Source organism: Candidatus Nealsonbacteria bacterium (assembly GCA_019923625.1).
Taxonomy (GTDB): domain Bacteria; phylum Patescibacteriota; class Minisyncoccia; order Minisyncoccales; family RBG-13-42-11; genus JAHXGN01.
On record JAHXGN010000005.1, the window covers coordinates 1 to 12,586 of the forward strand.

Genomic DNA, 12,586 nt, shown 5'->3' on the forward strand with positions numbered 1-12,586 from the left:
ATTTACCCTTTATTAAAAAAATATAAAATTGATCTTCTTTTTTCTCCTTCGCCAGCTGCCCCATTTTTTTATAAAAATAAGATTGTAGTGATTCATGATTGCGCCTATGATAGATTTAAAGAATTTGAAAATTTACTTTCAAAAATTTATTTTAGGGCAATGTTTTATGGGGCGAAATATTTTAGTAGAAAGATAATTACTAGTTCTAACTTTTCTAAAAAAGAATTAGTAGAAATTTATAAAATAAACCCAGAAAAAATAGAAGTTATTTATGGAGGGGTACCGGAGATGCCAGAAGTGAGCGATGAAATTGTTAAAACTACCTTAAATAAATTTAAAATCGATAAGCCATATTTTTTCTATGTTGGCAATTGGCGGCCAAGAAAAAATTTGTCAGGCCTAATTAAAGCTTTTAAGTTATTTAGAGAAAAGGGCCTTGATTATCTTTTAGTAATTGGAGGGAGAAAAGACAAAAGATTTTTGGATTTGGAAAAAGAAATTAAAGGAAATCGATTGGAAGGAAAAGTTATTTTGACTGATACTGTTTCCAGGGAAGAAATATCCAGCCTTTATCAAAAAGCCAAAGCTTTAACTTTTCCTTCTTTTTATGAGGGATTTGGCCTTCCCGTATTAGAAAGTCAAAGTTTAGGGATACCGGTTTTGACTTCAAATACTTCTTCTTTGCCAGAAGTGGCTGGCGATTCGGTTTTGTATGTAGATCCTTATAATTTGGAAGAAATTGCCAGAGGAATGGAGAAAATTGTTTTAGATGAAAAATTGAGAGAGGATTTAATTAAAAAAGGATTTGAAAATATAAAAAGATTTTCCTGGGAAAAGGCGGCAAAAGAAACTTTAAAAGTTTTAAAAGAGGCTTACTTAGTACGCGGATAGAGGCGAGGATGTTAAATTTGACATTAAAAAGATGCTTTGCATCTTTTATTTTTTTAGCCTTGACAAGTTAAATTTTGCGCACTAAAATCAGTGTAGTGAATAAAAAGAGGAATTTTTGTTCATTTTAACACAGAAATATGATAAAAAACATTATTTTACAACATAAATTAGAGCAGGAAAAATTTCTTTCCAAAGAATATATTACCCGAGAAAAACTTAATTTTGCTAAGAAATTTTTGGATAAGGATTTAATAAAGGTAATTACTGGGCCAAGAAGGAGTGGGAAATCTGTATTTTCTATTTTACTTTTAAAGAGGAAGGAGTTTGCTTACTTAAATTTTGACGATGAAAATCTCTTAAAATTTAAAAATTACGATGAAATTGTAAAGACAATTCTTGAGGTTTATCCTAAAAGTAAATATGTTTTATTTGATGAAATTCAAAATTTAGAAAATTGGGAGTTTTTTGTAAATAAGCTCCAAAGAAGAGGATATAACCTGATTTTAACTGGTTCAAATGCAAAACTTTTAAGTAAAGAATTAGGAACAGTTCTAACCGGGAGATACATTCCAATAGAGATTTTTCCTTTTAGTTTTAAGGAGTTTTTAATAACCAAAAACTTTGAAATAAAAAAAGAATATCTTGAAATTCCCGAGACAAAAGGAAAAATTTTTAATTATTTAGACAACTATCTTAAAAATGGTGGTTTTCCGGAAGTTGTTGTTAAAAATTTAGAAGCAAAGGACTATCTGGAGACACTTTTTGATGCTATTTTACTTAAAGATGTAGTCAAGAGATATGGTGTCAGATTTTCTCAAAAAATTTATGATTTGGCTATTTATTTAGTCAGTAATTTTTCTTCCGAATTTAGTTTTACAAAATTAAAAAATATTCTGAATTTTCGGAGTGTAAATACGGTTCAAAATTATTTAAGATATCTTGAAGAGGCTTATTTAGTTTTTTCATTAGATAGATTTTCTTTTAAGACAAAAGAACAAATTAGGTCTCCCAGAAAAATTTATCTTGTTGATAACGGCTTTATTTTAGCAAAATCATTTCAATTTTCTCAAAATATAGGAAAACTAATGGAAAATTTAGTTTTGGTTGAAATTTTAAGAAGGGGATGTGAATTAAATAAAGATATTTTTTATTATAAAACTAGAAATGAAAGGAAAATTGATTTTATTTTAAAAGAAGGATTAAAGATTAAAAAGTTGATTCAAGTTTGTTATGACCCAAATGATTTAGACACACAAAAGAGAGAATTAAAATCTTTAGTTGAGGCAAGCGAGGAGTTAAATTGTAATGATTTATTAATTATCACTTGGGATTATGAAGGAGACAAATGGTTTAAAGGAAAAAAAATTAAATTTATTCCCCTATGGAAATGGCTGATAAGTGATTAATTTTGCTTATATTATGAAATTGATTTATGAAAATTCTTCAAGTAAATAAATTATACTCTCCCTGGATCGGAGGAGTGGAAAAAGCTGTTCAAGACATTGCCGAAGGGTTAAATGGAAAGGATAATTTTGAAATTGAGGTTTTAGTTTGTCAGCCGAGGGGTTGTGGGAAGATTGAAGAAATTAATGGGGTGAAGGTGACTAAAGCCGGAAGTTTGGGAATGTTTTGGGGGATGCCAATTTCTTTTTCTTTTTTAAGTTTATTTAAAAAACTCTCAAAAGAAGCGGATATTATTAATTTCCATCATCCCTTTCCCTTGGGAGATTTGGCAATTTTTTTATTTAAGCCAAAAGCGAAATTAATAGTTCATTATCATTCAGATATTATCAGGCAGAAGGTCTTAGAGATTTTTTTTAAACCGCTGATTTTTAATACCCTAAAAGGGGCAGAGAAAATTTTGATTTCAAACCCAAATTTAATAAAAAGTTCTTCCTATTTGCAAAGCCGACGAAAATGAAATTCAAAAAATAAAAGAAAAATACGGCAAATTTATTTTATTTGTCGGACGGCTCAATTATTATAAAGGTCTCGGATATTTGGTTGAGGCAATGAAAGACGTTGAGGCAAAATTAATAATTACTGGCGAGGGGCCGGAAAAAAAGAACTTAGAATTCAAGATTAAGAATTTAAAATTAGAAGATAAAATTTATTTTTTGTCCCTTCGGCTGGGAAAAGAATTAATAAATTTTTATCATGCTTGCTCGGTTTTTGTTTTGCCGTCTATCTTTAAATCGGAGGCCTTTGGTATTGTCTTAATTGAAGCCATGGCTTGCGGAAAACCAATTGTTTCCACCGAATTGGGGACGGGCACTTCTTTTGTAAATCAGGACGGGGTTACCGGTTTTGTTGTTCCGCCCCAAAATAGCAGGGCTTTGTCTCAAGCCATTCAAAAAATAATTGAAAATAAAAAATTAGCCCAAGAATTCGGCCAAAATAGCATTAAAAGAGTAAAAGAATTATTTTCAAAAGAAAAAAATTTAGAAAAAATTATCTCAATATACGAAAATCTGTTATGAAGATTTTGTTTTCTAAAACTCCCGATTTCAATCGTGGAGAGTGTCAATTTAATCTACCATACTTATCTTCAATTCTTATTATATCATCTTCGCCCAAATATTGACCATTTTGAATTTCAATTATTTCTAAGGGTTTTTTGCCAAAATTTTCTAAACAATGTTTAGCGCCCCTGGGAATATCAATGCTTTGATGGGGTTTTAAAAAAAAGACGGAATCATTTAATTTTACTTTTGCCCTACCCCTCAAAACAGTCCAATGCTCTTTTCTTTTGTTATGAAATTGCAAACTTAATTTTTCCCCCGGTTTAACAACCAATTTTTTTACCTTAAAATTATCTCCTTCTTCAATCAGGGTAAAAAACCCCCAGGGCCGATAGACGGTCGGGTGTTGTAGATATTGAGATAAATTATTATTTTTTATTTTTTCAAAAATATTTTTTAATTGAGAGGTTTTTTCTCTGTCGGCGACTAAAAGGGCGTCTTCGGTATCAACAACAATCAAGTCCTTCAAACCAATGGCGGCAATAATTCTTTTGGGGGCGCCGTAAATTAAACAACTCTGACAATCGGAAGAAAAAACCCTTTCTTTAAAAACATTTTTGGCTGAATTTTTTGCCGAGAGCCGATATAAAGAATTCCAAGAACCAATGTCTTGCCATTTGAAATTAACCGGCCGAACCCGAATTTTTTGGGAATGTTCCAAAACCCCTTTGTCAATAGAGACCGGTTCTAAATTTTGATAAAGCTTGGAAAATTTTTCAAGATTTTGATAAGATGAAACTGCTCGGTAAATTTTTGGTAAGAATTTTTTAAGTTCTTTTAATATTATTTCGGCCTTCCAAAGAAAAATCCCGCTATTTAAAAAGCATTTTTCTTTAATTAATTTTTTAATCGTTTCTAAATCCGGCTTCTCAATAAATTTTTCAACTTCAAAACAACCATCTTTCAGTTTTTTATAATTCGGCTTAATATAGCCAAACTCTTGACTGATTTGACGGGGAGAAGGAATTAAGCCAAAAGTAATTAAAAAATCATTTTTTCCTATTAACAAAGCAGTTTTGACCGCTTCAATAAACTTGGAATCGGGGCTGATAAGATGGTCGCTGGGACAGCTAAGAATGATTGCCGATTTATTCAGATTAAAAATTTTTTGGGAAGCCAGGGCAATAGCCGGAGCCGTATTTTTTTGAGCCGGTTCAATAATTAAATTTTCTTTGACAAATTTTAAATTTCTCAACTGAAAATTTATATCTTCGGCAAAATTTTCAGAGGTAATGATGTAAATTCTTTGAACCGGAATTATTTTTTTTAACCGGAAAAAAGTTTGCTCAATCAGGGTTTTTTGCCCAAATAATTTGAGCAGTTGTTTGGGATAAGAAGCCCGACTCAAGGGCCAAAGCCGAACCCCGGAACCGCCGGCTAAAATCAGACCGTATAATAAGTTTTGGCAACCTCCTTTTCCCATATTATTGTATTTTAGTTTAAAGCTTAAAATTTTTCCAGTTTTCTGTTATTATTAATCAATAATTAAATAATAATGAATTCAATAAGAACAAAAATCGGGCTGCCGGCAGTTTGTCGCGGCATTATTTTAATAGGAACGTTTTTAATTTTATTGACGCCTCTTATTATTAGCCGACCGTTCTTTTTTCCTTTTGTTGTTCCCAAGACCCTTTATTTTTTCGGCTTGATTCAGTTGATTTTTCTTGCCTGGCTAATCTTTTTAATTGTAGGCAAAAAACTTCAGTTCAAACTTAACCCCCTTTTTTTAGCCCTAACTTTATTTATTGGTGTCTTGATTTTAAGTTCAATTTTTGGTTTGAATTTTGAGCAAAGTTTTTGGGGAGAGTATGAAAGAATGGGTGGTCTTTTAACCTGGCTTCATCTCTTTCTTTTTTTTATTGTCATCTTTTCGGTTTTTAGAAGTCAAAATAAATGGTTAGCCATTTTTAGCATTTCAATTTTAGTTGCCACTATTGTCAGTTTGCTCGGTTTATTTTCAACGGTTGGTTATCACCCTATTTCCTTGTTGAGGTTTTCTTTGGCCGGTTCAACTTTGGGTAACAGTTCTTTTTTGGGCACTTATTTATTGTTTAATTCTTTTTTAGCCCTCTATCTATTTTTTATTTCCAAAGAAAATCTTTCTCGGGCTTCTTCTCTTTTCTCGGCTAAGAATTTTAAAATTTATTCGGCAGTTTGTTTTATAATAATTACCTTAGGTTTGATTTTCAGCGGAGCTCAAGCAGCCATTCTTTCTTTTGGAGGAGGATTGATTTTATTTTATTTGCTTTCTCTGCTTTTTTCCCAAAAAAGAAAAATAAAATTGGCTGGAATTTTCCTTTTAATCATTTTTACCGGCTTGATTTTTTCTTTCATTTATTTTTCTTTTGCCCCCGACACCTTTTTGGGAGAAAAAATATATGAGAGGTTTTCAAAATCAAGATTGGTCGTTTGGCAAAGCGCCTGGCAAATGTTTTTGGAACGACCCTGGTTTGGTTGGGGATTGGAGAATTATGAATTAGCCCATTTTAAACATTTTAACCCCCGACTTTTTCTGCCTGAATACGGAGGAGAAACAACTTTTGACAGGGCTCACAATATTGTTTTTGACACATTGGTGGCTAACGGAATTTTCGGACTAATTTTTTATCTGGGAATTTTTTTTAGCGCTTTTTACATTTTGTTTAAAAAATTCCTTGTTCAAAAAATTGACTTTTTTACCTTCCGAATTTTTTTGGTTATTTTAATTTCTTATTTTGTTCAAAACCTGACGGTTTTTGATATGACCTCTAGTTATTTGATGTTTTTTTTGATTTTGGGGTTTATCGCTTCCATTTCCGGGCAACAGAATTTCAAACAAGACCCCAGCCCTTATTGGCAACCAATAGCCGGGGGAAATTTATCTTTTTTTAACAAACTGCTTTGTTTCATCGTTTTACTCGTTTTTTGCCTTTCCTTTTTTAAATTTGTTTTTCAACCATTTTTGGCCTCCCGTTATATTTTTATTGCTCTCAGTTCTCCAATTCCCAAAGAAAGGGTCTTTTTTTATGAAAAAAGTTTACAAGCCACTCCGATGGGAAAACACCAGATTAGAAATGTTTTTGCCGACAGGGCAATGGCTTCCTTTTTTGAGAAAGAAATAGAAAAATTTCCAATAGAGGACTTTAAGTTGGAATTTGATTTTCTCGGCCAGGAATTGGAAAAAAACATTAAAGAAGTTCCCTTGGATTTTTCAACTCATCTTCAATTGGCTCGATTTTACATAATTTACAATCAAGTTGACCCGGCCAAAGAACTGCCAATTCAATCGCTTTTGGAAAAAGCGATTGAATTGAGTCCGAATAATCCCCAAGCATATTGGACTTTGGCTCAAAACCATTTCGTTTTGGGAAATTTTGACAAAGCCCTGTTTTTGGCTGAAAAAGCCGTTCAATTGGAGCCAAGAATCAAGCACTCCCATTTATTAATTATTCAATTAGCCAGATTGATAGGGGATGATCAGTTAGCCGAGAAAAAGTTTGAAGAAGCTGTTAAAATTAATCCCGATTGGCAAAAAGAATTTAAGGAAATTTTAATTGCTCCTCTTCCCGGGCAATAGCAAAGGCAATAATGAAATCTCAAATCTCAAATTTCAAATCCCAAACAAATTCTAAGCCCCAAATCCAAAATTTAAAAAAACTTATGCCAGGAATTCGGGAAAATGTTTTTTTGGCAAAATATACTAGTTTTAGGATTGGCGGGCCGGCGAAATATTTTTTTGAGGCGAAAACGAAAAAAGAAATCATTAAAGCCGTAAAATGGGCAAAAGAAAATAATTTGCCATTTTTTATTTTAGGCGGCGGCAGCAACTTATTGGTTTCTGATGAGGGATATAGTGGTTTAGTTATAAAACTACAAACTACAAACCACAAACTACAAACTAACAAAATTTATACTGATGCTGGCGTACCATTATCTTTATTAATTAGCGAATCGGTGAAGAATAATCTAACCGGTCTGGAGTGGGCGGCGGGAATTCCGGGTCAGGTTGGGGGAGCGATACGGGGGAATGCGGGGGCGTTTGGGAAGTCAATGGCAGATATTATAAAATCAGTGGAAGTATTGATGGTTACTGACCGTAAAATGCAAAATGCAAAATGCAAAATGCAAAATGACAAATTAAAATTCAAAATTAAAAAATTCTCAAATAGAGAATGTAAATTTAGATATAGAGACAGTCTATTTAGAAAATATCCAGACTTGATAATTCTTTCGGCGGAACTTTCTCTTAAAAAAGGAAAAAAAACGGAAATCAAAAAAAAGATTAAAGAATATTTAAACTATCGCAAAGAGACTCAACCATTAAATTTTCCTTCAGCCGGAAGTGTTTTTAAAAATCCGCCAGGATTTTCAGCCGGAAAGCTAATTGAAAAATGCGGTTTGAAAGGAAAAAAAATCAGAGAAGTCAAAATTTCAGAAAAGCATGCTAATTTTATTGTCAATTTGGGCAAAGGAAAAGCAAAAGATGTCAAAGAACTGATAAATCTGGCAAAGAAATCGGTAAAAAAGAAATTCGGAATAGTTTTAGAAGAAGAAATACAATATCTACCATAAAATTTCTAATTTCTAATTTCTAATTTCTAAATTTTGACTTATTAACCCTTGACAAACTTTCTTAAAGTGAAAAAATAAAATAATAATCTTTTTAAAAATGTTTTTTATTTTTCGTCGGACATATTTTATTAAATTTTTAAAATAGCGGTCGACTATTTATTTAAGATTTGTAAAATTTTTTAAAAAATTTTAAAATCATGGCAAAAAAGAAAGCAAAAAAAAAGAAAAAGAAATAAAATAACTCGTCCCACATTTTTAAGGCATCAAAAGAAAAGAGATTGATTTGTAAAATTTTTATCCTAAAAATGTGGGGCTTGTTATTAAAAAAAAGAAACAACCGTTAATCGCTTTTTTACTCTTTGTTTTTTGGTAAGAAATTCTCTTACCAATTCGCTTTACAAAAATTTTAAGGTTTTGTAGGGTAAGCGACTAACCAAAAACATGCAAAAAATAAAAAAGGAAACAAAGAGATCCATTCTCCCGAACGTTAGCAGGGGAGTGAGAAAAAGATTTATCTTCTTCAATCAATGGGTCAAAAAAACAAACAAACAAAAACACATTGGTATTCATTTATTTGCCGAGTTTTGGTTTGGCCGAATTATTGAGAATCCGAAAAAAATTAAAAAAATTTTAATTACAGCGGCAAAGAAATCCGAAAATACTCCCTTAAAAACAATCATCCATAAATTTTCACCCCAGGGAATAACCGGGGTTATTTTATTGCAAGAATCCCACATTGCCTTGCATTCATGGCCGGAAAAAAATTATCTGGCAATTGATATTTTTACTTGCGGCCAGAAAACCCTGCCTGATAAAGCCATTACTTATTTAAAAAAAACGTTTAAGCCAAAAAGAGTAGAAATTCAAAAAATAAAAAGAGGATTATTAAGATGAGAAAGAAATTTCTTTTTGCCTACCCGTCATCGCCTGCGGCTCGGGCCGCTAGCCGGCAGGGCAAAAATTGGTTTTTTGAGGTGTCAACCGAGTCGCCAACCCTTACTTGGGGGGTTTTGATTGAAAAAGAAATTTATTCCGGAAAAAGCAAATATCAGAAAATTGAAATTTTTGATACAAAAGAATTCGGCAGAATTTTGGCTTTGGACGGATTGGTTCAACTCTCAACCAAATACGAATTTGTTTATCATCAAATGCTGACGCACCCTGCTTTTTTATATCATTCAAATTCCCGAGCCGCAGCGAAGGGAGCGAAGAGGACTTCGTCCTCTTCTTTACCTTCACTTTTGCTTCGCAAAAGTTCGGTGCGAGAAGAAGATAAATCTTCTTCGACCTCCAAAAATATATTGATTCTTGGCGGAGGAGACGGAGGTGTCTTACGGGAAGCGGTCAAATATCCGGTCAAAGAAATTTTTTTGGTTGATATGGATAAAAAAGTCATAGATATTTCTAAAAAATATTTATCTTCGGTTTCCGGAGGAGCCTTTCAAGACAAAAGATTGAAAATATTTAATGAGAATGCTTTAAGATTTGTTAAAAACTATAAAAATTATTTTGATATTATTATTAATGATTTGACCGATCCGAACGGCCACTCGCTTGCTCTTTGGCAAGCCAGATTTTACAAAGACATTTTGGGGGCTTTGAAAGAAAATGGAGTGGCCGCTTTTCAAACAGCCCTTCTTAAAGAAAAATTTGCCAAAAGAACAAGAAAAAAACTAAAGCAAATCTTTCCCTTTTTAAAAATTCACAAGGCTTTTGTCGGCTGTTTTCCTTTTAACGAACACACATTTTCTTTCGGTTCAAAAAAAATTGATTTTGACAAAATTAGTTTTAAAAAAATAAAAGAAAGATATAAAAAATTCAATCTTCAAGCGCTCGGATATTATTCTCCGGAAATCCATTTTTCCTCAGCCGCCTTGCCAAAAGATGAAAGGAGCTAAGCTCCTTTTTAGGTTTGAAATAGAAAGGAGCTAAGTAGAAAGGAGCTAAGCTCCTTTTTAGGTTTGTAGGTTTGAAAAATCTTAATTTTTGATATAGAATATAAAATATGTCAATAATTGCGAAAATTTTTGGAGACGCCAACGAGAAATATCTGAAACAACTTCAGCCGATAGTTGATAAAATAAATGAACTCGAAAGTAAATTCGGGGCTTTTTCTAACGAACAGCTAAAAGTCAAAACCCAACAACTAAAAAATAACTTAAATGTAACGAGGCAAGGCCTCGTTACATTAGATGAGGTGTTGCCGGAGGCCTTTGCTTTGGTTCGGGAAGCGACTAAAAGAACTTTAAAGCAAAGGCATTTTGATGTCCAGCTAATTGGCGGAATTGTTTTACATCAAGGAAAAATTGCCGAGATGAAAACCGGTGAAGGAAAGACCCTGGCAGCCACTCTGCCCCTCTATTTAAATGCTCTGGAAGGAAAAGGATGCCATTTGGTGACGGTTAATGATTATTTGGCAAAAAGAGATACGGTTTGGATGGGGCAGATATATCACTTATTGGGATTGTCGGTAGGTTGTATCGTCCATGATAATGCTTATCTTTATGACCCTACTTATCAAACAGAAACCCAAAACTCAAAAACCGAGCCCGGCGACAACGGGGCGAGGGGGGAGAAGAGAACAAAGTTCTCTGCGACCATCAAAACGCAAAACTACAACTCAAAACTTAAAACTGACGAAAAGGACAAAGAACGCGACTTGGTTGGAGGATTTAAGGTTGTTGAAAGTTATTTGAGACCTTGTTCCAGAAAAGAGGCCTATGCGGCTGACATTACTTACGGCACCAATAATGAATTCGGTTTTGATTATTTGAGAGATAACATGGCTTACCCCGTTAGAAATGAAATTTCTAACGGGGCTTATGATTTGCCAGTTGTTCAAAGGGGGTACAACTTCGCAATAATTGACGAAGTTGATTCCATTTTAATTGATGAAGCCAGAACACCGTTGATAATTTCCGCTCCTGATATGGAAAGTTCAAAATGGTACCAAGAATTTTCCAAAATTATTCCTAAATTAAATTTTAAAGAAGATTACGAAATTGATGAAAAAATGAAAGTGGCCACCCTGACCGAGAACGGAATAAATAAAATTGAAAAAATTCTGGGATTAGAAAATATTTATGAGAAAAAAGGAATGAGGTATTTGCATCATTTAGAACAATCCCTGCGAGCTGAAGCCCTTTTTAAAAAAGACAAAGATTATGTTATTAAAGAGGGTCAGGTGATTATTGTTGATGAATTTACCGGTCGTCTTATGCCCGGTCGTCGCTGGTCCAGCGGCCTTCATCAGGCAATTGAAGCCAAAGAAGGGGTTAAAGTTCAGCCGGAATCTTTAACTCTGGCTTCCATTACTTTTCAAAATTATTTCAGAATGTATAAAAAATTGGCCGGAATGACTGGCACAGCCCTAACTTCGGCTGAAGAATTTGACAAGGTTTACGGTTTGGAGGTAATTTGCGTTCCGACCAACAAACCAATGATTCGTCAAGGTTTGCCGGATGTTGTTTTTAAGACCGAAAAAGGAAAATTTATGGCTATTGTCAAAGAAATCAAACAAAGGCATGAAAAAGGACAGCCGGTTTTGGTTGGCACCACTTCCATTGAAAAAAACGAATATTTGGGAAAATTATTGGAAAGAGAAGGCATTTCTCACCAGATTTTAAATGCCAAACACCACGAGAAAGAAGCTCAGATTATCGCCCAAACCGGGAAATTAAAAGCAATAACCATAGCCACTAATATGGCCGGTCGGGGAGTGGATATAATTTTGGGCGGCAACCCGGTTGACCAACAAGAGGCAGAGAAAGTCAAAAAATTGGCCGGATTGCACATCATTGGCACGGAAAGGCACGAAGCCAGAAGAATTGACAATCAGCTGCGGGGAAGGTCTGGTCGTCAAGGAGACCCTGGCTCTTCCCAATTTTTTCTTTCTTTAGAAGACGATTTAATGCGGATTTTCGGCGGAGAGAGAATAAAAAATTTAATGGAAATCTTAAAACTTCCGGAAGACCAGCCGATTGAAGCTAAATTGATTTCCAAAGCAATTGAGGAAGCCCAGTCAAAAATTGAAGGATTAAATTTTGATTTAAGAAAACATATTCTGGAATACGATGATGTTATGAACAAACACAGGGAAGTTCTTTATAGGAAAAGAAGAGAGTTTTTGGAAATTGAAAATTGGAAATTGAAAATTGAAAATTGGTTGAAAACTCCAGAGGAAAAGAAAACTTTAGGGGAAAAAATAAAAGAATTAGGGGAAAACTTTAAGGCCGTTGCCCGATTTATCAGTTTAAAAACATTAGATACTCTTTGGTTGGAACATTTGGAAAATATGGAACGTTTAAGGGACTCGGTAAAATTAAGAGCTTACGGTCAACGGGATCCTTTGGTGGAATATAAATCAGAGAGTCGGAAAATGTTTCAGGGGTTGTTGGACCAAATGGAATCAACAATCGCTCAGACAATTTTACAAGTTAGTTTAACCAAAGAACCAAAAGCTTTTGTTCCTCATCAACAATATCAAAGAACAGGTCAAACTTGGCAAAGCGGAGTAAAAGCCGGCCGCAATGACCCTTGCCCTTGTGGTAAAAAAAATCCGGCTACCGGCAAACCAATAAAATACAAAAAATGTTGCTGGCCGAAATACGGCTAAAACCTCA

The 12,586-nt window shown here is 33.6% G+C and carries 10 protein-coding genes; 9 read left to right on the forward strand and 1 reads right to left on the reverse strand.

What is annotated here, in order from left to right:
- The 4 genes from KY055_01060 to KY055_01075 all read left to right on the forward strand — a co-directional run.
- On the forward strand, positions 1 to 891 hold an 891-nt coding region (locus KY055_01060), incomplete at its 5' end, for a glycosyltransferase family 4 protein (protein ID MBZ1345220.1).
- Positions 892 to 1,028: 137 nt separating this feature from the next.
- Positions 1,029 to 2,297, forward strand: a complete 1,269-nt coding sequence (locus KY055_01065) for an ATP-binding protein (protein MBZ1345221.1) — start codon at positions 1,029 to 1,031, stop codon at positions 2,295 to 2,297.
- A 26-nt stretch (positions 2,298 to 2,323) separates the two neighbouring features.
- Positions 2,324 to 2,812, forward strand: coding sequence for a glycosyltransferase (locus KY055_01070; GenBank protein MBZ1345222.1), 489 nt, complete (start codon positions 2,324 to 2,326; stop codon positions 2,810 to 2,812).
- The gene (locus KY055_01075) at positions 2,790 to 3,371 is read left to right on the forward strand and encodes a glycosyltransferase (protein ID MBZ1345223.1); all 582 of its coding nucleotides are present in this window, start codon (positions 2,790 to 2,792) and stop codon (positions 3,369 to 3,371) included. Before KY055_01070 ends, KY055_01075 begins: the two co-directional genes overlap by 23 nt.
- A gap of 43 nt (positions 3,372 to 3,414) precedes the next feature.
- Here the strand turns inward: KY055_01075 and KY055_01080 are convergent, their stop codons facing one another.
- Entirely contained in the window at positions 3,415 to 4,836 is a 1,422-nt protein-coding gene (locus tag KY055_01080; GenBank protein MBZ1345224.1) for a mannose-1-phosphate guanylyltransferase/mannose-6-phosphate isomerase, read from the reverse strand.
- Between the two features lie 72 nt (positions 4,837 to 4,908).
- Between KY055_01080 and KY055_01085 the strand changes: the two genes are divergently transcribed.
- The 5 genes from KY055_01085 to secA all read left to right on the forward strand — a co-directional run bounded on the left by KY055_01085 (position 4,909) and on the right by secA (position 12,579).
- Positions 4,909 to 6,969 carry an O-antigen ligase family protein gene (locus KY055_01085; GenBank protein ID MBZ1345225.1) on the forward strand — a complete coding sequence of 687 codons (2,061 nt, stop codon included), beginning with the start codon at positions 4,909 to 4,911 and terminating at the stop codon, positions 6,967 to 6,969.
- A gap of 83 nt (positions 6,970 to 7,052) precedes the next feature.
- Complete coding sequence (gene murB / locus KY055_01090; GenBank protein ID MBZ1345226.1) at positions 7,053 to 7,964, forward strand: UDP-N-acetylmuramate dehydrogenase; 912 nt, start codon at positions 7,053 to 7,055, stop codon at positions 7,962 to 7,964.
- Positions 7,965 to 8,405: 441 nt separating this feature from the next.
- Positions 8,406 to 8,858, forward strand: coding sequence for an adenosylmethionine decarboxylase (speD, locus tag KY055_01095; protein MBZ1345227.1), 453 nt, complete (start codon positions 8,406 to 8,408; stop codon positions 8,856 to 8,858).
- Positions 8,855 to 9,862 carry a hypothetical protein gene (locus KY055_01100; protein ID MBZ1345228.1) on the forward strand — a complete coding sequence of 336 codons (1,008 nt, stop codon included), beginning with the start codon at positions 8,855 to 8,857 and terminating at the stop codon, positions 9,860 to 9,862. The genes speD and KY055_01100 overlap by 4 nt, the downstream gene beginning before the upstream one ends.
- Before the next feature lie 107 nt (positions 9,863 to 9,969).
- Positions 9,970 to 12,579 (forward strand): preprotein translocase subunit SecA, encoded by a 2,610-nt coding sequence (gene secA, locus KY055_01105; protein MBZ1345229.1) that lies wholly within the window; start codon positions 9,970 to 9,972, stop codon positions 12,577 to 12,579.
- Positions 12,580 to 12,586 lie beyond the last annotated feature (7 nt).

Excerpts from the sequence above, each read along its gene's own strand:
- KY055_01100 (MBZ1345228.1), top strand. The coding sequence starts at position 8,855 with ATGAGAAAGAAATTTCTTTTTGCCTACCCGTCATCGCCTGCGGCTCGG.
- secA (MBZ1345229.1), top strand. The coding sequence starts at position 9,970 with ATGTCAATAATTGCGAAAATTTTTGGAGACGCCAACGAGAAATATCTG.
- murB (MBZ1345226.1), top strand. The coding sequence starts at position 7,053 with ATGCCAGGAATTCGGGAAAATGTTTTTTTGGCAAAATATACTAGTTTT.
- KY055_01085 (MBZ1345225.1), top strand. The coding sequence starts at position 4,909 with ATGAATTCAATAAGAACAAAAATCGGGCTGCCGGCAGTTTGTCGCGGC.
- speD (MBZ1345227.1), top strand. The coding sequence starts at position 8,406 with ATGCAAAAAATAAAAAAGGAAACAAAGAGATCCATTCTCCCGAACGTT.
- KY055_01080 (MBZ1345224.1), bottom strand. The coding sequence starts at position 4,836 with ATGGGAAAAGGAGGTTGCCAAAACTTATTATACGGTCTGATTTTAGCC.
- KY055_01070 (MBZ1345222.1), top strand. The coding sequence starts at position 2,324 with ATGAAAATTCTTCAAGTAAATAAATTATACTCTCCCTGGATCGGAGGA.
- KY055_01065 (MBZ1345221.1), top strand. The coding sequence starts at position 1,029 with ATGATAAAAAACATTATTTTACAACATAAATTAGAGCAGGAAAAATTT.